Origin of the sequence: Roseibium limicola, from assembly GCF_017313085.1 — a bacterium.
GTDB lineage: Bacteria > Pseudomonadota > Alphaproteobacteria > Rhizobiales > Stappiaceae > Roseibium > Roseibium limicola.
This window is the reverse complement of sequence record NZ_JAFLNF010000003.1, coordinates 401,221-423,202: the sequence shown is the minus strand read 5'-3', so window position 1 is coordinate 423,202 and position 21,982 is coordinate 401,221. Positions and strand designations below refer to the sequence as shown.

19 protein-coding genes and 1 tRNA gene are annotated in these 21,982 nt (G+C 57.2%); 9 read left to right on the top strand and 11 right to left on the bottom strand.

Translation table 11 applies throughout. From position 1 onward, the window contains the following. Positions 1-2 precede the first annotated feature (2 nt). The gene (locus J0X15_RS09120) at positions 3-3,110 is read left to right on the top strand and encodes a FecR family protein (RefSeq protein WP_206939895.1); all 3,108 of its coding nucleotides are present in this window, start codon (positions 3-5) and stop codon (positions 3,108-3,110) included. A 369-nt stretch (positions 3,111-3,479) separates the two neighbouring features. Further along, positions 3,480-3,555, top strand: a tRNA-Phe gene (locus tag J0X15_RS09115). A 155-nt stretch (positions 3,556-3,710) separates the two neighbouring features. Here J0X15_RS09115 and J0X15_RS09110 read toward each other — a convergent pair. The 8 genes from J0X15_RS09110 to J0X15_RS09075 all read right to left on the bottom strand — a co-directional run bounded on the left by J0X15_RS09110 (position 3,711) and on the right by J0X15_RS09075 (position 11,503). After that, the gene (locus J0X15_RS09110; RefSeq protein ID WP_206939893.1) at positions 3,711-4,337 is read right to left on the bottom strand and encodes a glutathione S-transferase family protein; all 627 of its coding nucleotides are present in this window, start codon (positions 4,335-4,337) and stop codon (positions 3,711-3,713) included. 225 nt (positions 4,338-4,562) lie between these two features. Continuing rightward, entirely contained in the window at positions 4,563-4,913 is a 351-nt protein-coding gene (locus J0X15_RS09105) for a hypothetical protein (RefSeq protein ID WP_206939890.1), read from the bottom strand. A gap of 340 nt (positions 4,914-5,253) precedes the next feature. After that, on the bottom strand, positions 5,254-6,714 hold the full coding sequence (locus J0X15_RS09100; protein ID WP_206939888.1) for an aldehyde dehydrogenase family protein: 1,461 nt from the start codon (positions 6,712-6,714) through the stop codon (positions 5,254-5,256). A gap of 120 nt (positions 6,715-6,834) precedes the next feature. After that, entirely contained in the window at positions 6,835-7,563 is a 729-nt protein-coding gene (locus tag J0X15_RS09095; protein ID WP_206939886.1) for an ABC transporter ATP-binding protein, read from the bottom strand. Beyond that, the gene (locus J0X15_RS09090; RefSeq protein WP_206939884.1) at positions 7,563-8,294 is read right to left on the bottom strand and encodes an ABC transporter ATP-binding protein; all 732 of its coding nucleotides are present in this window, start codon (positions 8,292-8,294) and stop codon (positions 7,563-7,565) included. The genes J0X15_RS09095 and J0X15_RS09090 overlap by 1 nt, the downstream gene beginning before the upstream one ends. Continuing rightward, positions 8,291-9,220, bottom strand: coding sequence for a branched-chain amino acid ABC transporter permease (locus J0X15_RS09085; protein ID WP_206939882.1), 930 nt, complete (start codon positions 9,218-9,220; stop codon positions 8,291-8,293). Before J0X15_RS09085 ends, J0X15_RS09090 begins: the two co-directional genes overlap by 4 nt. Next, positions 9,217-10,080, bottom strand: a complete 864-nt coding sequence (locus J0X15_RS09080) for a branched-chain amino acid ABC transporter permease (protein WP_206939880.1) — start codon at positions 10,078-10,080, stop codon at positions 9,217-9,219. The genes J0X15_RS09085 and J0X15_RS09080 overlap by 4 nt, the downstream gene beginning before the upstream one ends. A gap of 211 nt (positions 10,081-10,291) precedes the next feature. Continuing rightward, positions 10,292-11,503 carry an amino acid ABC transporter substrate-binding protein gene (locus tag J0X15_RS09075; RefSeq protein ID WP_206939878.1) on the bottom strand — a complete coding sequence of 404 codons (1,212 nt, stop codon included), beginning with the start codon at positions 11,501-11,503 and terminating at the stop codon, positions 10,292-10,294. Positions 11,504-11,696: 193 nt separating this feature from the next. Between J0X15_RS09075 and J0X15_RS09070 the strand changes: the two genes are divergently transcribed. Further along, a complete protein-coding gene (locus J0X15_RS09070) occupies positions 11,697-12,449 on the top strand; it encodes a GntR family transcriptional regulator (RefSeq protein ID WP_206939876.1) in 753 nt (250 codons plus the stop codon). A 13-nt stretch (positions 12,450-12,462) separates the two neighbouring features. Here J0X15_RS09070 and J0X15_RS09065 read toward each other — a convergent pair whose 3' ends face one another. Next, the gene (locus J0X15_RS09065) at positions 12,463-13,659 is read right to left on the bottom strand and encodes an MFS transporter (protein WP_206939874.1); all 1,197 of its coding nucleotides are present in this window, start codon (positions 13,657-13,659) and stop codon (positions 12,463-12,465) included. Between the two features lie 93 nt (positions 13,660-13,752). Between J0X15_RS09065 and J0X15_RS09060 the strand changes: the two genes are divergently transcribed. Continuing rightward, a complete protein-coding gene (locus J0X15_RS09060) occupies positions 13,753-14,067 on the top strand; it encodes an ArsR/SmtB family transcription factor (protein WP_206939872.1) in 315 nt (104 codons plus the stop codon). A 45-nt stretch (positions 14,068-14,112) separates the two neighbouring features. Here the strand turns inward: J0X15_RS09060 and J0X15_RS09055 are convergent, their stop codons facing one another. Next, the gene (locus tag J0X15_RS09055; RefSeq protein ID WP_206939870.1) at positions 14,113-14,937 is read right to left on the bottom strand and encodes an IclR family transcriptional regulator; all 825 of its coding nucleotides are present in this window, start codon (positions 14,935-14,937) and stop codon (positions 14,113-14,115) included. Positions 14,938-15,191: 254 nt separating this feature from the next. Between J0X15_RS09055 and minC the strand changes: the two genes are divergently transcribed. The 3 genes from minC to minE are packed head-to-tail and all read left to right on the top strand — an operon-like array spanning position 15,192 to position 17,068. Further along, positions 15,192-15,941 carry a septum site-determining protein MinC gene (gene minC, locus J0X15_RS09050; protein WP_206939868.1) on the top strand — a complete coding sequence of 250 codons (750 nt, stop codon included), beginning with the start codon at positions 15,192-15,194 and terminating at the stop codon, positions 15,939-15,941. Positions 15,942-15,992: 51 nt separating this feature from the next. Then, complete coding sequence (gene minD / locus J0X15_RS09045) at positions 15,993-16,814, top strand: septum site-determining protein MinD (RefSeq protein ID WP_206939866.1); 822 nt, start codon at positions 15,993-15,995, stop codon at positions 16,812-16,814. After that, entirely contained in the window at positions 16,811-17,068 is a 258-nt protein-coding gene (minE, locus tag J0X15_RS09040) for a cell division topological specificity factor MinE (RefSeq protein WP_206939864.1), read from the top strand. Before minD ends, minE begins: the two co-directional genes overlap by 4 nt. A 113-nt stretch (positions 17,069-17,181) precedes the next feature. On the opposite strand, the gene J0X15_RS09035 is transcribed toward minE, so the two are convergent. Continuing rightward, positions 17,182-17,736 carry a DUF2585 domain-containing protein gene (locus J0X15_RS09035; RefSeq protein WP_206939862.1) on the bottom strand — a complete coding sequence of 185 codons (555 nt, stop codon included), beginning with the start codon at positions 17,734-17,736 and terminating at the stop codon, positions 17,182-17,184. A 333-nt stretch (positions 17,737-18,069) separates the two neighbouring features. Here J0X15_RS09035 and J0X15_RS09030 point away from each other — a divergent pair, with 333 nt between their 5' ends. After that, positions 18,070-19,665 carry a peptide chain release factor 3 gene (locus tag J0X15_RS09030; protein WP_206939860.1) on the top strand — a complete coding sequence of 532 codons (1,596 nt, stop codon included), beginning with the start codon at positions 18,070-18,072 and terminating at the stop codon, positions 19,663-19,665. Between the two features lie 252 nt (positions 19,666-19,917). After that, a complete protein-coding gene (locus J0X15_RS09025; protein WP_206939859.1) occupies positions 19,918-21,963 on the top strand; it encodes a putative bifunctional diguanylate cyclase/phosphodiesterase in 2,046 nt (681 codons plus the stop codon). Positions 21,964-21,982 lie beyond the last annotated feature (19 nt).

The following is a 21,982-nucleotide window of genomic DNA, read 5'->3' as shown; positions in this document are numbered from 1 at the left end:
CGATGCGCAAGAAGCAAAGCCGCCAATGCTCTCTGATGATGTCTTCAGCAGCGCAAAAGTCTGCGCGTTTAAAGGGCGTTCGCCCCGCCGTGGTGCTCGCAGTTGCTGTCGTTATGACATTGTCCTTGCACGCTCTTTCCGTTGAGGCCGCTCCGGTCGGGGTGACAGCAGCTGTCAACAAGACAACTTATGGCACGGCTCCAGGAGCGGCCCGTCAGGTGATGGTGCTCGGGGACAACGTAATTTACCGCCACCGGATCGAGACGAGCGACGAGGGATTGGCCCAAATCCTGCTGAATGATGGCTCTACCTTTACCGTCGGGCCGGGGTCCGATCTGATCATCGATGAATTCGTCTATGACCCAAATTCCGGCACCGGAACTCTGATCGCAACTCTGAGCAAGGGGGCAGCACGGTTTGTTGGTGGCAAGCTTTCCAAAAACGAGGGGGCTGTCAGCGTCAAGACACCGGTCGGCACGATCGGGATCCGCGGCGCCATCGCCAACCTGAAGGTAGATGACGCGAACTCGTCGACTTTTTCGCTCATATTTGGTGACGAACTGATTTTTACTGACCCGCAAGGGATCTCGCGTCGTGTTTTTGAGCCTGGCTATACGATACAGACCGCCAGTGGCGGCCGTGGTAGCGCGGTGAGGCGCACGACGAGCAATGACATCGGACAGGTGCAATCCGCGCTTGCCGGGCGCGCTGGGCAGCGTGGGGGCACAAGAAATCCGCCGACGCCACGCTCAGTCGTAAATTCCGGTTTCCCGAACGCAAACTCGCGACTTCCGGCGAATTTTACGGCGCCTCCGCGCAAACCAAATGTCGTGCGCTCGACTGAGCCAAAGCAGGCAGAGCACGCACTTGCCCCACCACAGGTCGCCAATCAGGAGCATGTGGCCCATACGATCAACAAGCGGCCGGTGAAGACACCTGAGCCGGAGACGCCGGTCGATCCAGAAGTGCCGGTAACACCCACTGACCCTGAGACGCCCATAGACCCTGTGATCACGGTCGATGTGCGCATTCTCACTCCTGCAGAAACGTTTGTTCATCCAGACAGCGAGACGGCAGTTATTTCGGATCCAGGATCGCAAGGGTTGATCGGCCTTGGAGACGGCCATGCCCAGACTGTTGCCGCAGACTTTGGATATGTCGAGGAAGGGAACGCGACCGAGTTGGCCTATGCTCAGGTTGCAGGCAACCCTCTCTATCAATTCGTTTTCAAGGGCAAGGGGAGTCATTACTATCAACAGGCTCTGACTTCGACGGATTATGTCGCCCAGAGCAGCGATGGCAGCGTGGTCCCTGATGCGCCAATGCTGGATGAACTCCTGCGCGGTCCTGTGACCGGCTATGCGCGCGGCGTTCAATACTTTGACTATGACAACAACTTTCTGGCTTTTGCCCATTTCTTTAGTAACGGTGCTGAGCCAGCCTATAAAGTGGGGGATGTCGCTCTTGGCATGCGCGCGATCAAGACGGATTTCAGTGGTGTTGTGCCAGCAGAGCCGCAGGTTCGCAGCTATGCACTGACCCCGGATCCTACACTGTCGTTCAGTTTGGGCTCTGAACTCGCCGATGGTGGCTACCTGCCGCTGGAGAGTGCTGCCCTTATGCTGAACCCCTTGGTCGCCAAACAGTTTGGTTCCGATTTTGTTGAAGGTATTCAGACTACGCCACTGTATGTGCTTGAACAGTCGTCAGGCTCGTTTGAGGGCGCTAAGAAGTTGGCCAGCTCCTTTTTGATTTCCGGAGCAGGCGCGGCCCAAAGGTCCTTTGTTTCCCTGCTGGTCGACGACTTCTTTGCAAACGAAGCAGGCAACGTCTCCGCAACGTGGGAACGCCGTGGCAGCCAACGGGTTAAAGCCGATCAAACCGCAGGTCGCTTCGGCGGGCGTGGCAGCCTGCAGATGGCAGCTGACGGAGGTTACATCTTTGGTCCCGATGCCGATTACATGGTTCTCGGACTTAACCTGGATCAAAATGACCCCTACAGCGATAGCTATCTTTTGACGCCAGCCTTTCTATCTGTCGACGCGGCCCAACGCTTCAGTGGCTCGTTTCAGGTTGCATCATTGGCTGGGAAGGTAGCAAAGGCAGACCTTGAACGGGAAACAGCTACGTATTTGGGCTATGCAACCGGAGCGGTTGAAACCAGCATGAACTATGGTTCTGGGCTTGGTGCCGTGATTTTCAGCAGCCGCGCCCCAAGCGATCTAAGCCTTAAGCTGGATGCCGATGCAAGTACCGTTCAGGTTTCCATGATCGTCTCCGATGCCACATTCTATCAGTCTGCCGCAGCAGCTGAAGTTCAAGCCGACAACTACCTTGAAATGCTGCACTTTCAATTCGGATCAAGCATTGATGGCACTGGCACCCAGCGGGGCATTTTTGTCGATGCTGATACCTACGCTGCACGGGATCCTCAGCAACACACCGATTCATATGCTGTGCTCGATAGTGAAGAAATCTTGACGCAGCTGACGGATGAAAATTCTCACAACTATTTCATTCCGAGCACGGTGGCCGGCACCGGGGATGACGCCTTGTTCATCGGCAAGACGGAATGCACCTGCGCCTTCCTCGAGTGGGGATACTGGGGCGGTGAGCTGGAGCTGGATGGCTCACAGAGCGCGACACTGCCCGATGGCACACAGGTTGCTCGAACACACATGGGCACATGGGTAGCGGGCGACGTCCTGTCCGAGAGTGAGCTGCCAGCCACAGGTAGTGCGAGCTATGCCGGCCATGCCGTAGGTAGTGTCATTCGCGGCAGTGGAAACGCCGCCAATCAATATCTCGCGGCAGGTGACTTTTCTATGAGCGTCGATTTCGCCAGCCGGAGTGGCTCAGCGACAATCAGCAATTTCGATGGACGCTCTCTCTCCGCCGATCTGAATAATTTTGCCGGAGGGAATACAAACAAGTTTTACGGTGCGATTTCCAACCAGGCAGCAAATCATATCGGGACCATGCATACCTCCGTTGTCCGCGGTCCAACCAGCAGTGTCCAGGGTGTGATTGGCGACTTCAATGCACGTGATGCCGACTGGCAGGCAACAGGCATCATCGCTGGTGAACTGCAAACAGGCGCCAACCAGTAGCTGATTTCGTGCGTTTCTACCGGTATGGCCGCGGCAGCGGCTGCTTTTTTACGCGCCCAGGCTACCAACAATACCCCTGGTTCTTGATCCGTTGAAGGCATCAGAAGCAGTCGTCACTGTAGAGGCGCGGCGATGGACTTCGAGGGCCCAGGGCCGCCTCTACCTGACATTTGGAGCTTGGAAAGGTCCAAAACTTAAGCCTCTGAAAAAACGCCGGAAAACCAATCTGGATTTTGAGTTTCCCACAGGGGTAACGGTCAAATCCAACGTTGTTGAAAAACTTCGTCGGGGCGCTGGACAAGCCCGAATTCTGCTTCTATAAGACCCCCACTTCCGGCGCACAGAGAGCCTTCTCGCAGCGCCAAGTATGCCCGGATAGCTCAGTTGGTAGAGCAGCGGATTGAAAATCCGCGTGTCGGCGGTTCAAATCCGTCTCCGGGCACCATCTTCTTCCCTAACATTTTGATATTTTGCTCGTTGTTGTCAGTGTGCTTTTGCGTGCGGACAGCGGAAGTGTGTTCTGCTGCGGCGCAGAAATCGCGGCGAGATGGAATTACGTCTTTCAACGCCTTTCCATCCGGTCACCCGATCTGCTTAAAGTCAGGAAAGCGGAACCGCAAAGCCACGCTGGATAGCGGGTCTGGCCATCATCGCATCATACCAGCGTCTGACATTTGGGAAATCGGCGAGATCGACCTTGTGCCTCTCGTGCCGCCAGGCCCAGCCAAGAATCGCAAAATCTGCAATCGACAGCTCACCGGCGAAATATTCGACCTCTGCAAGCCTGCGATCGGCGACCCCATAGAGACGGCGGGTCTCTGCGCTGTAGCGTGCCAGACCATAGCGTTGGTCGGTCTGGTCAGATACGCCGAGGAAATGATGAACCTGGCCGGGCATCGGACCAAACCCACCCATCTGCCACATGAGCCACTCCAGCACAGGAACTTGCATTCGCAGGTCTGACGGCAGAAAGCGCCCGGTTTTCTGCGCCAAATAGAGCAGTATAGCACCGGATTCAAAGACACTGATCGGTTGGCCATTCGGCCCGTTCGGATCGACAATCGCCGGAATTCGATTGTTCGGGCTGATACGAAGAAACTCTGGTGCGTGCTGTTCGCCGGCTCGGATGTCGACCACCTTTACCGTGTAGGGCAGCTCCATCTCTTCCAGCGCGATACTGATCTTGCGACCATTCGGTGTATCAAAAGCCCAAAGTTCGATCGTCATGGCAACCTCTATCGCTTGTCGCGCCACAGCTGCTCGCTCAGCGCACGGTTCCTGAATTTCAACCGACACTATCCATAGGAGTCATGTCGGGAAAGGCATGAAACGACAGGAGAGGGTTGTAATGCTGCTTGGGCCTAAAGCTGGGCGGGCGGATCAGCCTTGACAGAAAGAGGGGGCAGGGACGCTTGCTAGGCAACAGCATCTCAAGGCGTCCGAGTTCCGGCCCTAGACGAAAACGCGGGCCAGGCTGGCTGTTGCCATGGCGGCGATCATGCGCTGTGGGCCAGCAAGAGCATCAAGCGGCGAGGCAGGCGTTGTCTGCACGCCATCCTGGCGGTAGGAGAGGCCGTTCAAGTCGGTTGCTTGCAGCTTGTCCAGATCGGCCGCCTTTGCTGCGTCTTCTGCAGCAAAGCGGATCGTGTCGAACAACTGTACCATTTTTTGCCAGACGTCGATTGGTGGGCTCTCGTGCATCTCGCACCAGCGAACAACATCGGCTGCATCCACCTTTAGATATGTGGCTGCATCTTCGGGGCTTAGGCCGAAAAGGTCCATAATCGCCTTGAAGTTGCTCATTTTTTGCGGGCTCCATTGTGGTCGAAAACCCTTTTCAGGTTTCGACATTTTCATTTTGCACTGCAATATGGCGAAATGTCGATAGGAGAACACCAACAGGGTAAAAAGGTTCCCCGGCAAACTGCCTTGAGGTCTCGGAGGTCGCCCGTCGCTGCACCTTTCTACTCGGAAGGGATGCGTGGAAAGAAAAAAGGCATGGCGAATGAATTCGCCATGCCAAGTGGGGATGTGCATATCCCATCTCTCAAACCTGTAGTCTTTAAACGTGCGGGCTTGGGAATAACGGGCGCAGAGAATGAGAAAAGATCCGCCGCGCCACTAAGCTTTTGATTCCGTTAGCTTAGAACATCGGCGGGAAGTGACGCCCACCGCGCTCCAGCGTGATCCAGCGGGTTTCGGTAAAGGTTTCCATCGACCAGCGGCCGCCGTGTCGGCCAACTCCGGATGCCTTGGAGCCACCGAAGGGAATATGCGGTTCGTCGTTGACGGACGAGCAGTTGACGTGGCTGATGCCGGTTTCCAGCATGGAGGCGATCTCCAGGCCGCGTTTCTCGTTCTCGGTCATCACGCCGGAGGACAGGCCGTATTCGGTGTCATTGGCGATCTGCACGGCTTCTGCGTCGGTCGAGAACTTGATCACCGGCACGACAGGGCCGAAGGTCTCATTCTGATAGATCAGCATGTCGGGCGTGACGCCTTCGAGGATGGTCGGCTCGACGAAGCGACCTTCGATCTTGCCACCGACCAGCACTTTAGCTCCCTTTGCAATGGCGTCTTCCAGCTGTGCCTTGACCTGGGCAACCTGCTTGTCATTGATTAGTGGACCGATGATGTTCGACTTGTCGGTGGTCGGGTCGCCGACTTTCAGCTTGGCGGCGCGTTCCACGAACTTCGGCACGAAAGTGTCGTAGATGCTCTCGTGAACGAGAACCTTCTCCACACTCATGCAGATCTGGCCCTGATGCATGAAGGCGCCGAAGTTGGCGGTCTGTGCAGATTTTTCCAGATCGGCATCGTCGCAAATGATCAGGCTGTCCTTGCCTCCCAATTCGACACAGCACTTCTTCAGGTGCTGGCCGGCCTTGGAAGCAATCATCCGGCCCACAGGCGTGGAGCCGGTGAAGGAGATGCCCTTTACATGCTTGTTGATAATCAGTTCGTCGCCGATCTCGGCGATGTTGTCGCGTGAGCAGGTCACAACATTGAAGACGCCAGCCGGCAGGCCGACAGCTTCCATCACTTCAGCAAAGAAAAGTCCGCCAGAGTAGGGCGTTTCTTCAGATGGCTTCAAGACGATGGTGTTGCCGGCGACCATTGCAAAGGCAAAACCGCGAGCGGTCAGCAAAGCAGGGAAATTCCATGGGGAGATGACCGTGACGACGCCCATTGCCCGGCGCACGGCCAGGGAGACCTTGTTGTGCTCGGAGGGCAGAACTTCACCGATCGGCGCATAGGACAGGGCCGCAGCCGCGCGGAAGACACCAGGAATATAACCGGATTCAAACATACCCTTGCCGAACCAGCTGCCGGCTTCCGCCTGAATGGCGCTGCACAGGATGTCTTGGCGCTTTTCGATCTCGTCGGCGATCTTCAGCATGAAGGCAGCGCGTTCGGTAAAGGGCAGTTCGGACCAGCTGGCAAATGCACCATGTGCGGAGGCGATTGCGTCACGCACATCTTCTACAGTGGCGTCGGCCACTTCCGCGTAAAGCTCGTCGTTTGCCGGATTGAAGTCCTGGAAAGTCTTGGCAGCCTTTTTCCAGCTACCGCCTGCGTAAAAGCCATCGATTGCACGGGCCATGTGAACACTCCATGGGGTTCGCGTTTCCTCCCGCAGCGGGTCTGCCGACGGGCGTGTGATTTGGGGCTATTTTGCCCCGGTTGTCTTCTGCTACGGGCCGGAAGGCGCCGCACCTGTTGGTCAGGAACCCGAAGGCGCGACAGCGCCTCCCAGATAGGCGGCTTGCACCGCCGGGTCATTCAGCAGCGCATCGGCCCGGTTTTCACCGGTGATTGCGCCGTTTTCGATCAGATAGCCACGGTCCGAGATGCCGAGGCTGAGTTTTGCGTTCTGTTCCACCAGAAGAACTCCCATGCCGGTCGCGGAGATCCGCGACAGATTGTGGAAGAGCTCCTTGGAGAGCAGCGGTGACAAGCCAAGGGACGGCTCGTCGAGCATCAGGATTTTCGGATCTGCCATCATGGCGCGGCCGATGGCCACCATCTGCTGCTCGCCCCCTGACATGGTGCGTGCAATCTGGCGACCGCGTTCCTTCAGCTTGGGAAAGAGGTCGTAGACCTGCTCCAGATTTGCAACGCTGTTTGTGCGAGCGTGCCGGCAGTAGGCACCCAATTGCAGGTTCTCAGTGACACTCAGATCGCCGAAGATGCCACGGCCTTCGGGGACGAAAGCTATTCCGGCCTCGACAATGTCCTCTGCCGGCATGCCGAAAATCGATTTTCCGTCCAGATTAACCTCGCCGGAGGTCTGACCTTCGCACATGCCGGCAATCGCCCGCAGCAAGGTGCTTTTGCCGGCGCCATTGGCTCCGAGAATGACGACGATCTCACCGGCGCCAACGGTGATGTCGATTCCGCCAAGGGCCCGGTGCATCCCGTAAGCGGCTTTCAGGGAAGAGACAGTCAGCATTATTCGTCTCCCAGGTAGGCTCGAATGACTTCCGGATCGGATAGGACGTCCTGCGGCGTGCCCTCGGCTATCTTGGTACCGGAATTCATCACCACGCAGCGGTCGCAAAGGGAGCGAATGGCATCCATCACATGTTCCACCAGAATGATCGTGCGACCTTCCTTGCGCAGGTCGGAAATCAGCGCGATGCCGTCCTGTAGTTCCGTCGGGTTCAGCCCGGCCAGCCATTCGTCTAGCAGCAAAACCTCTGGCTCTCCGGCCAGCGCGCGGGCCAACTCCAGACGCTTCTGATCGATGTAGGTCAGAGAGGTTACCGGCAGATCGATCTGGGTCTCGAGGCCGACACGAATGAGCAGCTGGTGTGCCATGTCGACGGCTTCCGCTCCCCAGCGCTTCTTGTGGCCGAAGGCTGCGCCGGCAATGACGTTTTCTGTCAGCGACAAGCCGGGCAGTACTTTCACAAGCTGAAAGGTTCGCGAAATTCCGGCGCGGGTGATTTCATGGGCTGGTAAGCCGGACAGCACCCGGTTGTTCATGCTGATGGTGCCGGTGCTTGGTCCGAAGGCACCGGAGATCAGGTTCATCGTTGTGGTTTTGCCGGAGCCATTTGGCCCGATCAGTCCCATAACTTCATGTTCCTTCACGTCAAAGGTCATATCGTTGACCGCAACCAGGCCACCGAAGCGTTTGGTCAGGTTTTCGACCTTGAGCAGTGTGCGGGGTGGTGTCATGAGGCGCGCCCTCGTTTGGTGAGGCTTTCGATCAGTCCGACCACGCCGTTGGGCAGGAAGTAGACGATGGCAAGAAACGACAGGCCAAGATAAAGCGTCGTGGCATTGGGAAAGGAGACCGTGATCGTTTCCCAGATCAAAATGAACGGGATCACACCGATAATCGGTCCCCACAGCCTTTGTGTGCCGCCCAGAAGCGCCATGATGACGACCATGAAGCTGATTTCTGGCGAAAACACCAGGTTCGGCTCAATGTAGGAGTAGCGTGGAGCGACGATGACACCGACAAGCGCGGAGAAAAAACCGGTGATCATGAAGAGGATCACCTTTGCGCGGGCGGTGTTGATGCCCAGATGCTTGGCGACGCCCTCGTCATTGCCGATAATTTTCATGGCAAAGCCGAGCTTTGACCGATCAATCAGCCAGCCGATGACATAGACGGTGGCGGCGATCCCCAGAAGCATCCAGTAGATGTGCTCTTCGGTGAAGTCGGTGAGCACATACAGGCCGCGCGATCCGAGGAAGTTGTTCTGCACCCAGGACACCAGCCCGCGGATCATTTCCGCCAGGCCAAGCGTGAAGATGACGAAGTAGATTCCAGACAGACGCAGCGTGGCCGCCCCGATCAGTGCTGCCAGCACCACGGCGACGATCGGTGCGATGGCCGCCATCACCCAGAACGAGATGTCGAAGTCACTCATGCCGGTGGCGACCAGATAGCCGCCGATACCGAAAAAGGCGCCAGTTGCCAGCGAGATGTAATGGGTCGGGCCGGAAAACAGCGTCCAGGCGGTGGCCAGGGCAATGTACATCATGGCCGTGACGGCGATTGAGAGCCAGTAGCCATTGGTGACGAATGGCACAAAGGCAGCGGCGATCACCAGAACGCCGATGAGGGTGAGGCTCTTGAAACCTTGTCCGGTCATGCGTTTCGCTTTCCGAAGAGCCCTTGCGGGCGGAACAGAAGAATGCCGAGAAAGATCACATAGGCTGCGACAAGCGTCAGGCCTGGATCGATCAGGCTGGCGACAGCGGTCTCGACCAGTCCGAGCACCACTGCTGCAATGATCGAGCCGCGCAGATCACCCACACCGCCCATGATGACGATGATCAGGGCTTTCATGGTGAAGATGACGCCGATCGAACCATCCAGAGTGATGAATGTGGAGATCAATGTGCCGCCGACGGCCGTGACGGCACCGCCAAGCGCGAAGGCAAGGGCTGAGACTCGTGGCACGTTGATGCCTACCAGTCGGGCGGCCTCGGTGTCGACGGAGACCGCGCGCACAGCCGTGCCTGTCCTGGTGTAGTTCAGCCAGGCGACCAGGCCGCCGCCGATGATGACTGCGGCGAAAAAGGCGACCAGACGGTTCTGGGCCACGGTGGTGCCGAGGATTTCGAACGGGCGCGCCAGAAACGAATAGGTGTAATATTCGCCGTGGATCGACACCATGATGCCGACCAGCGCAAAGCTCATGCCGAAGGTCGCCAGGATGGAATCCACTTCCAACTGGCCGGATGTCTTGGCGCGCTTCACCAATGGGCGTAGCAGGAACTGATAGACCAGCCAGTTGGCTGCAAAGGCCAATGGCGCCACGATGACCAAGGTGACAAGAGGGCTGAGGGAAATGGCGGTAAACGCAAGGAAGGCGGCCAGAGCGCCCAGCACCAAAGTCTCGCCGTTGGCGAGATTCATGATGCGGGCAACGCCATACTGCAGGTTCAGCCCCATCGCCACAAGGGCATATGTGCCCCCGAGCAGAAGGCCGGAAATCAGAATATCCATGGGGTCGTTTCTTGGGTTGTTGCTGGGTCAGTCCGAATGAAGTCGGATTATGAAAGCGACAAAGACGTCACCGCTGTCATCCTCGGGCGTGTCCCGAGGATCCAATTTCGGGCAAGAGGCTGGATGCCCGGGACGACCCCGGGCATGACGAAGTGCAGGCAGAGGGCTTGGACCCCAAGTGGCGGGGTTGGGCTCTCCAAACTTTCGCCTCTTAGTTCCAGCCGTCTTTCAGCTTCACATCGACAGCGCCTTCGATGTTGGAGGAAACAACGCCACGGAAGACGCCCTCCTGCCACTGGCCAACAGTCCAGAACCGGTTGGAGTTCTGATCGTCGAAGTTGATCGGGCCCATGATCGTGTCGAATGTGTTGGACTTGATGTAATTTGTCACCGCTTCGCGATCGACTTCGCCAACGCCTTCAATGGCTGCTTCCAGGATCTGCAAGCTGGCATAGGTGTTGGCCGAGGCCCAGTAGTCGGGCGCCTTGCCGGTCACTTCTTCATGACGCGCGCGATAGGCCTTCATCTCATCCGTGTCCGGATTGACGCCACCTGCACCCAGGACATTCTCGATTTTGGATCCAAACTTGCCCGCATACGCCGGGAAAGCTGTCGCGACGGCTGTGTAGAATACCTTCACGTCATAATTTTCGATGACTGCTTGTTCGGTCAGGCCGAAGGTGTCCGGTGGGTAGGACCAGGCGATGAAGCTATCTGCTTCAGTCGCCTTGGCGCCCTTTATGATCGGCGAAAGATCAGGTGTGCCAAGCGGGTAGGACTTGTCATAGACCAGCTCGAACCCGGCTTCTTGGAGAAGCGGGCGCGCAACGTCTGCCAGCTCAATGCCGAAGGCGTCAGCCACATTTACCATGGCGATCTTGTTGTTGATCTCGCCTGAATCTTTCAGCTTGACCAGTACGTCCTTCAAGCCAGCAACGAAAGAAGTGGTGTCGCCAAGGGTGAAGAACAGAGACGGGAAGCGCTCGGTAAGTTCACCGATCTGGTCAGTCACTGAAGTTACGGCGATCTGCGGATAACCGTATTTTGAGTAGATCGGCGCTGCGGCAATGTTGAAGCCGGTGCCATAGGGCGCGATGATAAAGTCCACTTTGTCCTGGGTCGCCAGGCGCTGCACGGCCTTGATGTGCTCGGTCGGGTTGGTCTTGTCGTCATAGGCGATCAGCTCGATTTTCTTCTGACCTTCCTTCATCTTGAGCCCGCCGCGCTCGTTCACTTCGTGCACCCAAAGGTCCACGTTCGGCCACTGGCTGACCAGCGATCCGCCGGCAAGGGGGCCGGTTTTCGGTGCGACAGTTCCAATTTTGATGGTGTCGGCAGCAAGGGCCGTGAAGCTGAGAAGGCTGGCGGCGGCAAGGGTTGTGAGACCCGCTGTGGCGCGAGCCAGGAATTTGCGTTTATTCATGTCACTCCTCCCTGAGTGGTGGTTGCCGAAAGTTCTCCTCACTTTCGGCACCTGAATTCAGGATAGGCACTTTGGATCCATAATGACAAGATAGATTCCGGATGAGTGGGTACATTTTTGATAAAATGACCGAGTTGTGCGGTTGTCTGGATCGTCAATTGACGTTTTATGGATACAAAGTCATAGTCCGGGCATGAAAAGTTATGATTTAAATGGCGCGCCCCCAGAGGCGTATGGCGGTCTCGAGCTGCTACAAGAAGATACGGGGGGGCGCGCCTCTTCAGACGAGCGGGTTCTGATCACTCTGCGGCGCCACATCATGGACGGTTCAATCCCGTCAGGCGAAAAGATCACGGAGGTTGGGCTTGCCGGTCTGCTTGAGGTCTCGCGGACGCCCGTACGGCTTGCACTGCGTGCGCTTGAAGTCGAAGGACTGATCAAGAAGCGGTCAGGGCGCGGCTACACCGTGGTCGACTTTGATTTTGATGACACATCAAATGCCTATCAGGTGCGCGGTGTGCTGGAAGGTCTGGCTGCGCGCTGCCTTGCCGAAAACGGCATGTCTGAGGAGGTTGACGGTATCCTGCGTCGGTCGCTCGAAATGACGCGTGATGCCCTCGACCATCTGCGCGATAAAAAAGACAGCGGCATGGACCTCTATCAGGAGGCCAACACGCTGTTTCACGAGACGATCATGCGTGAGTGCGGCAACTCCTTTGTACCCTTCACCTATACGCGCCTAGAAACGGTGCCGCTGCTGAAGCTTGGGGTGCTGGTTTTCAATCACGACTCCTACGACACGGAAGTCCAGCGTCTGACGATTGGTTATGGTCAGCATCTGATTGTCTATGACGCGATTGCCAAGGGTGATGCGGCCCGGGCGGAAGCCATGATGCGGGAGCATTCCCACGCGACGATCACCTATTCGATGCTGTTCTCCCGCTAAGAAGCCTGCTGCCTTAGTCTGAGGTTCCGAATTGGCGCAGCAGGCCTGCGACACCTGAAAACAGCGCGATAATGCCGCCGTAGATACCGGTGGTCAGGACCAGTCCAAGGTGGGGCATTGCGACGCCCGCCACGACCACCGGAAGTCCGAATGCGGCATAGCTCAGGGTGAAGAGCGAAGCGAAAAGCTCGGATCGTTCGGCTGGTGCCGCCAGCGGAATGATGGAGCGAAGAATGCCGAAAAAGCATGTTCCGAACCCTGCGCCGGCGATGGCCACGCCAATCAGGTAAATCGGCAGGTGCTGGGCGTATAATCCGATCAGGGTCAGTGATGTGCCGAGTGCCAACGAATAGGTGCCAAACAGAGTGATCTGGCGGGCGCTGCGGTTTTGGGCTGCGAAACAGGCCAGCGCTCCGGACCCCGCCAGAAGGGTCACCACCAGCGCCTGAAGCCCGGTATCATGAACATCGAACACATGATCGACAATCGGTGTGCCGAGAGAGAGATAGAGGCCACCTGTGGCCCAGCCAGCGACAACGGCCGGAGAGCTGCGCAAAAAGGCAGCTCGGGTCGATTTCGGCAGGCCGATCTGCGGGCGCAGGCACGAAAGAACATTGGGGAGCCGGGATGAGGTTTCCGGCAGCGTCCAGATCAACCCGGCCAGCACCAGGTAAAGCAGCGTTAATCCACCAAAGACATCTGTTTTCGGTGTTGGGCTGAAGTCCAGCGCGATGCCGGCAACCAGTGCCCCTATGGCGAGACCCGCGAGCGGAATGACCGAGTTCCAGATGGCGGCTGAGCCTGGTCGCGATTTCGGTTCCAGATCCACGGCCGTGGCTGACAGTGTTGAAAGCAGCAATCCGCTTGCTATCCCCTGTATCGCCCTGGCGACGAGGAGTGTCTCGGGGCTGCCTGCCTGCCAGAACAGGACAATGGAGACTGCCAAAATGGTGAAGCCAGCCGAGAGAACCGGACGTCGACCGACATGATCGGACAGGGATCCTGTCATCAACAAGGTCGCCAGCAGGAAAATCGCGTAAACGGCAAAGATGCCGGTCATCATCGCCGCCGAGAAGCCCATTTCCTGCTGCAGGATCGGGTAAAATGGAGAAGGGGCGCTGGCACCGGCTAGCATGGCGCCCATGCCCGCAAGGATCAGCCCGAAACCGGCCAAAGATGATCCGCTGCTGCGGCTGACAAATAGGCTCATGGAGAGTATGCCTTGGGGGTCGGAGTTATGGTTCGATAATTTTGGAACCTTTACCTAGTACACATGCCTCGATGGTTCAACTATATTCGAACCATGAAGGATCCATCCGAGCTGCCACACCCCTCACGGGCCGATCTGAAACTGACACAGGTGTTGTTTGCGCTGAGTGATCCGGCGCGACTGGCCATCGTCCGTCATCTCGCTGCAGGTCCACAGGAAATGGCCAATTGCTGCGCGATAGACCCCAACATGCCCAAGTCGACTAAATCGCATCTGATGAAGGTTCTGCGTGAGGCGGGGGTGATCCGTAACGAGGCCAAGGGCCGAAACCGCCTGCTAAGTTTGCGTCAGGACGATATCGATGCCCGTTTTCCCGGGCTCTTGCAGTCAGTGCTGGCAGCTGAGTGAAGGCCGCCGCGTCGCAATGGTCCGCTGGAGAACCATGGCCACGCTTCAGGCGGCTGACTGCTTGCCGGCAATCGCATTGGAAATGGTTTGCGCTGCTTTCTTTAGATCCGGCAGAAAACTCTCGGAGAATTCCTCCGGGCTTTTGAATGTACGTGGCCAGACGAGGGTTACCGCGCCTGATGGCCAGTCGTTTACAAAAATCGGCACCGCCATCGCGGCCAGTCCGTCGTCAAGCACGGTTTCGCCGAGATAGTTCGACAGGCGCAGGCCAAATCCCTGAGTTCGGACAGTTTCGAGACGTTCCAAGTAGGTATCCAGCGACATGTCAAACCGGCGCAACCCCCATACGGGGTCACCGGCAGTCTGCTTGGCGTGTTCGGCCACGATGGCGTCAGGCATGGCGGCAAGGCAGGCTGATCCTGACGCAGATCCGAAGATGTTGATCACCCGATTCACAAATCCATGGTTGAGCCTGTATGGGCTCAAGGGGCGAGTGCTGTCGACGATCCGCATCTTTGATCCTTCGACGATGTGGATGTCGGAAGGCCAGCCGACCTTTCGTGTCAGTGCGACCAGATGCGGCATTGCGCGGTCCACCAGCATCGTTAGCTCAAGAGCTTGCGGGGCGTCGCTGCCGGGCGGGAAGATGACATTGGAGCGGTAGAGCTTGTCGGTCAGGGACTGGCGAATGATGTGGCGCTCCAGAAGGGTGCCGATCAGGCGCCTCAGGGTCGACTTTGCCAGCCCTGTGTGTCGGTTCAAGTCTGCCAGCGAGCAGGCTCCATGCCGGGCGAGGGCTTCGAGCACATCGATTCCCCGGTCCAGGGACCTGTTTTGCAGCTTGGCTTTTGTCTCGGTCTCGTCGTTCATTCGGCACTCCTGGCGGCAAACTTGCCAAATCGCAGATCAGAAAGCCAGCGTCACATTTTGCTCGCAGGAACTTCCGCAGGGTATTGAGCCGACAGCTTTTCCCTGCCTGTTTATATGGGGCGAGGTGGCCAGTGGTTGCCAAATGGTTAAAGGAATTCAGTGGAAAACAAGGGTGCGCCTTATTGTGAAACAGCCACAATGATAGCTCTTATCGTGGTTTGAATCGTCAATAGATCGTGAGTGCTGAGCCCCCTATGAAATTCAAGGGTAAGTCCTTTATTGCCATCGTGCTGACCCCGCAAATTCCGTCTGATGCGTGGTTTGCGGAAATCGACCGGATCATGACCCGCTCGCCGGGGTTCTTCATTGATCGGCCGATCATTCTCGATGCGCGCGGCACGAAAATGCCGATTGACGATCTGGAAGGTGTTCTGGAAGGTTTGAGCCAGCGGTCGATCCGCGTGATGGGCATTGATGGCATTGCCGGCACACGCCTGAAGCCTGGCATGCCGCCAAGCTTCGGTGGTGGTCGTCTGGCGGCTGAAGTCGATGTTCCGGGCCCCGCAGGCGTGGGCGTCTCTGCCGTGGAGGTCACGGAAAAGGCGTCTAAGGGCGAAGACGCTGACGCAGATTCTGATGCAACGGTTGACCTGGATGATGATCCGGCAAACGATCAGACTTCTATCGTGATCACTGAGCCGGTGCGTTCCGGCCAGTCCGTGGTACATCCCACGGGCGATGTCACCATCATCGGGTCGGTGTCTTCCGGTGCTGAAGTGATCGCCGGCGGATCAATCCATGTTTATGGCGCCCTGCGCGGGCGGGCGCTGGCCGGAGTTTCCGGTAATGAGGATGCCCGCATTTTCTGCACCAAGCTGGATGCGGAACTGGTGTCCATCAACGGGCTCTATCAAATCGCGGATGATTTCGGGAAAGAGGTTCTGAATGCCTCGGCTCAGATCCGCTTTGAAAATGAAACTCTGGTGTTTGAACGACTGGGCTGATGCGCCTTCCTCGGCCATCGGGTTTGTCTTGCAACGACAGGAAATAGGAACATGAGCAAAGCCACAGTTGTCGTGGTGACCTCGGGCAAGGGCGGTGTGGGGAAAACCACCTCTACCGCAGCCATTGCCTCGGCCCTTGCCAAGGAAGGCTACAAGGTTTGTGCGGTCGATTTTGACGTCGGCCTGCGAAACCTCGATCTGATTATGGGCGCTGAGCGCCGTGTCGTCTTTGATTTGGTCAACGTCGTTCGCGGCGAAGCCTCGATCAAACAGGCGCTGGTGCGCGACAAGAAGCTGAACAATCTGTATTTGCTTCCCGCCTCCCAGACCCGTGACAAGGACGCGCTGACCGACGAGGGCGTGGCCTCCGTCATCAACGAACTGCGGATGTATTTCGACTGGATTGTCTGTGACAGCCCGGCCGGGATCGAACGCGGTGCAACGCTGGCCATGCGCTATGCGGATGAAGCGATCATCGTGTCAAATCCGGAAGTCTCTTCCGTACGCGACTGTGACCGGATCATCGGCTTGCTCGATGCCAAGACGGTTGTCGCCGAAGAAGGCGGACGGATGCCAAAGCATCTGTTGATCACCCGCTTTGATCTGGAACGGGCGAAAACTGGTGATATGCTTTCTGTCGACGACGTCGTGGAGATCCTCTCCGTACCGCTGATTGGTGTCGTGCCGGAAAGTCGGGACGTGTTGAAGGCCTCCAACGTCGGGATGCCGGTGACCGTGTCTGATGAAGCCTCTCCAGCCTCTAAGGCGTATGTGGAAGCGGTTCGTCGCCTGTTGGGCGAGGAAATTCCCGTGACTATACCGTCCGAGAAGAAGGGTTTGTTCGGCAAGCTCTTCAAGGGGAGGGCTGCATGAACTTCATGAGCTTCTTCGCCCGGCGCGGAGAGAGCGCATCGGTAGCCAAGAATCGTCTGCAGATCCTGCTTGCCCACGAAAGAATGGGTGACGGGTCTGATGCCAAGCTGATCTCCGAGCTTCGCGAGGATATCCTGGAAGTGGTGCGCAAGAGAATGAACATTGACCCGGACGCCGTGCGCCTGGAGATGGACCGTTCCGGTGATATCACAACTCTCGGCATTGATATCGAACTCCCCCAGACCAAGAACTGACCTATCGGTCTGGTTTTGATCTGAACAACATTTGCACCCCGATCTGTCCGCAGGCCGGGGTGTTTTTTTGCGCGGGGTGAGGCCGTATCTGGTCGCGTGGGTGACCGGGCGCGTTAGCCTCCCTGCCACTGCCTGACCGCGTCGACTGGATAGACAAGCATCAGCACATTCAAGGTCAGATTGTCTCGGATGACATAAAGCGCCAGCAGCTCAAATAGAATTCCGAGCACTACAGTGACCCACAGCGGCATTTTCCAGGCGAACCAGAACCCGACCAGCATGAAGACAATGTCGGACATCGAGTTCAACACGCTGTCTCCGGTATATCCGACAGCAATGGTCGCCTCCCGGTAGCGGTCGATGATGATCGGACTGTTTTCCAGGATCTCCCATGCAGCTTCTACAATGATGGCAGTCAACGCACGTTCACCGACCGGTCTGTTGCGCAAAAGCAGCCAGAACAATCCATAGAACAGAAAACCATGGATGATGTGGGAGAGGGTGTACCAGTCGGCAATGTGCTGGGAATTGCCCGCCTCGTCCCAAACAGGCGTCCAGAGCTTGATCGTGCCGCAGGCGCAGATCGGAATGCGTCCCATGCTAAGCAGGATCACGGCAGTGAGGACCAGAAGGCCGAAACCAAGGGCCCATGTTAAGCGTCGGGACATGAAACCCTCATTTGTAAAGGCGGCTCAAAACGCAGTGTGTGACTGGTAAGCGACGGACTTTCCGGGAGACTTTCTGCTCGGTCAACCAGAAAGGTTGGCTGGATGAGAGATTGTGGAACAAAGCCGTTGTGTTCCAACGGCGTGCGTTCCTCTCGTCATGAAAGCTTTTCACTGGAAATTTCTCTCCGCACCTTCTAGAACCGGCGCCAACGAACCATAACCCGATGATCCGTGCCGGACCCCTGACGTCCTGCTCAGGCTGCCTTTGCAGACCTTGGAGCATGTGGGGGCTTGAGAGCCGGATGCGGCCGCCCTTCAGGAGCCTGAAAAGACATGTCCGCCAACGGCGCTTCCTACAAGAACCGACGCACCTTCGCGATTATTTCCCACCCGGATGCCGGTAAGACGACCCTGACGGAAAAACTGCTTCTGTCAGGTGGTGCGATCCGGGCGGCGGGGCAGGTGCGTGCCCGTGGTGAACGGCGTCGTGCCCGGTCTGACTGGATGAAGATCGAGCAGGAGCGTGGGATTTCCGTTTCGTCCTCGGTCATGACGTTCGAGCGTAACGGCATTATCTACAATTTGCTGGATACACCGGGCCACGAAGATTTCTCGGAGGATACCTATCGTACACTGACGGCCGTTGATGCGGCTATCATGGTTATCGATGCCGCCAAGGGTATCGAAACCCAGACCCGCAAGCTCTTCGAAGTCTGCCGTTTGCGCGACATCCCGATCATCACCTTCGTGAACAAAATCGACCGGGAAGGTCGTCACGCACTCGAGATCCTCGACGAGGTTCAAGAAGCTCTTGCTCTGGACGTGTCGCCACAGACCTGGCCCGTCGGCATGGGCTCGGATTTCTTCGGCGTCTATGATTGGCAGGCCAAGAAATTCCATACCTCTGACGGCGAACGCGGCGGCGCTTATACCCAGACAAAGGACGTCTCGGGTCTCGAAGATCCGATCCTGACGGAGTTTGCATTCGACCGGATCATGGATGAGCTTGAGGAAAACGTTGAGCTTGGTGCCGAAGGCTACGCCAATTTTGATCTCGAAAGCTTTCTCGATGGCCACCTGACCCCGGTGTTCTTCGGCTCGGCCTTGCGTGACTATGGCATCGAAGAGTTGCTTGATTTCATCGCCCGCTGCGCGCCGCCTCCGCATTCCCAATCCGCCACAGGCGGGCGCACGATCACGCCGGATGAAGGCAAGGTAACCGGCTTCGTTTTCAAGGTGCAGGCCAACATGGATCCCAAGCACCGCGATCGCATTGCCTTCTTCCGCCTGTGCTCAGGCACGTTCAAGCGCGGCATGAAGCTGAAGCATGTGCGCACCGGCAAGCAGATTGCCGTGACCGCGCCTATCTTGTTCTTCGCCGAAGAACGCGAAATTGCCGAAGAGGCCTTCCCTGGCGATGTCATTGGCATCCCCAACCATGGTCAGCTGCGGGTGGGGGATACCTTGACCGAGGGCGAGGACATTCACGTCACCGGGCTGCCGGCATTCGCGCCGGAGATCCTGCGTCGCGTCCGTCTTGGTGACACGATGAAGGTGAAGCAGATGCGCCAGGGTCTTCAGGACCTGGCGGAGGAAGGTCTCGTTCAGATCTTCAAGCCGGATATTGGATCGAACTGGATTGTCGGCGTGGTCGGCATTCTTCAGCTGGATGTGGTGATCGAGCGTATCCGCCAGGAATACGGCACGGAGATCAGCTTCGAGCCGGTCAATTATTCCACGGCTCGCTGGATCGAGACCGACAATGCGACCCTCGCCAAGATGATCGAGAACCATCGTATGTCGATTGCCAACGATCGTGATGACCGCCCGGTGTTTCTGTTCAAGAATGCCTGGGAAGTCGGCTACGTCGGTGAAAAGTACCCCGACGTAAAATTCCGCGAAACCCGCGAGATCGTCTACGACGCCTGAGAAACTCAGCGCCTGCTGGAAAGGTCCGAATAAATGAACCTGCTTGCGGCCAGTCGACTGCGAGCGGCTTTGCCGTGGGCCGGTATGTGTATGCAGAGATCCTCGTTCCCGGCTGGAGTTTGCATAGGGCGCAGGAAACGCGGCGTCCGTAACTCGATCTCGAATAAATTTGTGAGAGGCAGCGCAACCAAATCATAACGCTTAGGCGGGTATCACTAAAAACACTTATCGTATTTTTACGGATTTTTCCTGATGCTATCTGTCCTCGGCTGTATCGTTTACGAGAACAATCTTTATCTCGTTTTTCTCGCAGCGATCATTTGTTTGCTTGGTTCTACCGTCTTCCTCCGGCTGGTTCAGAGGACAGAAAATACAGGTGGCGTGCACCGTATCGGCTGGCAATTTCTCGCCGCCGTTGCGGGAGGAGGCAGTGTATGGGCGACGCATTTCGTCGGCATGCTGGCCTTTGAACCACAAGCGCCGGTGTCCTTTGATCCGGTCATTACGGTTCTGTCTCTGGTTGTCGCCATGGTGGGGCTGTTCGTCAGTCTGATCATCGGAAATTTGCGCAGAGGACGTGTACACGCCGCGGTCGCAGGGGCCTTCTGCGGTCTTTCCTTTGCCGGCATGCACTATCTGGGCATGTTCGCCTATCGCGTTGTTGGTCTGGTGGAATGGCGCATGGATTATGTGGTCGCCTCCATTCTACTGACGGTGGTTTTCACAGCCGCAGCCAGGGCTTTGTCCTGGAAGGTGAGAAAGCCCAAGCCCTTCTTCGCTGCTGTTGGCTTGCTTGTTCTGGCGATCATCGGCTTGCACTTCACCGGAATGACTGCTTTCAGGGTGACGCCGATGACAGGTGTCTTTCCGCGAGTAGATTCACAGGCCATCATGGCGTTGGCTTTGGCGATTGCCGTGGTTGCGATGATCATTGTCGGCATGGGGGCTGCAAGCTATCTCATCGACACGAAGGTCCGTGAGGAGTCCAAAGCGCAACTGCATCATATGGCAGCCCATGACCCGCTGACAGGTCTGCCGAACCGTGCCTGCTTCCGCGACTATCTGGAGAACGTTCTTGATGTGGCTGAAGGGGATGGCAGCCAAGTCGGTGTCATTGCAATTGACCTCAATCGTTTCAAGGAAGTCAACGACACACTTGGCCATGCGGCCGGCGATGAGGTGCTGAAGACCCTGGCTCAACGGCTCGATCAATCTTTGGAGCAGGGGGAGTTTATCGCGCGTCTTGGTGGTGATGAATTTGCTGCTGTTCGTACCTTCGTCGACAAGGAAGAGATGACGGCCTTTGGCGATAAATTGGCCAGCCTCTTTAGCCTTCCAATGAAAGTTGTCGGCATGACGACAGCGGTTGGCGCGAGCATGGGGGCCGCTGTCTGGCCGACCGATGCTGCCGAGCCCGATGAACTACTCAACAATGCCGACCTTGCCATGTACCACGCCAAGCACGGCCTGCTGGAAACCCTGTGCTTCTATGATGCGGACATCGCGTCCGAAGTGCGGGAACGTCGCCAGCTTGCTGAGGATCTCCGCCTGGCGCTGGAAAATGACGAACTGGAAGTACACTACCAGGTTCAGATGGCTCTCGACGGCGAGCACATCCATGGCTACGAAGCGCTGCTGCGCTGGCACCACCCGGAAAAGGGCTCAATTTCTCCTGCTGTCTTTATTCCGATTGCTGAAGAGAATGGACTGATCGGTCCGGTGGGGGCCTGGGTGCTGCGCCGTTCATGTCGCGATGCTTCGCATTGGTTGCCGCCGTATCGGGTCGCGGTCAATGTCTCGGCGGTGCAGTTTATGGATGCCAATTTGCCGAACCTGGTTCAGGAGGTGCTCCTGGAGACAGGTCTCTCGCCGGATCGCCTTGAGCTGGAGTTGACTGAGACCGCCCTGATCAAGGATCAGGCCCGCTCGTTACACATTATGCGCCAGATCAAGGCGCTTGGGGTGGGTATTGCGCTGGATGACTTTGGCACCGGCTATTCGTCTCTGGGGACTCTGCGCACCTTCCCCTTCGACAAGATCAAACTCGACAAGTCCTTCATCGACGACGTGGGCCAGGACCGTCAGTCGAAGGCCATCATCCGCGCTATTTTGGCGCTTGGCAAAAGTCTTGATATTCCGGTCTTGGCCGAAGGCATCGAGACTTCAGAGCAGATGGAACTATTGCGTGCGGAAGGCTGTGATGAAGGGCAGGGCTTTCTTCTGGGACGCCCCTCGCCAAACAGTGCTTTGGCAGGCCAGGGCGGTCCAAAGCAACGCAAGAATGAGGAAGCAGCCTAAAGGCGCCATGCTTCCGGCC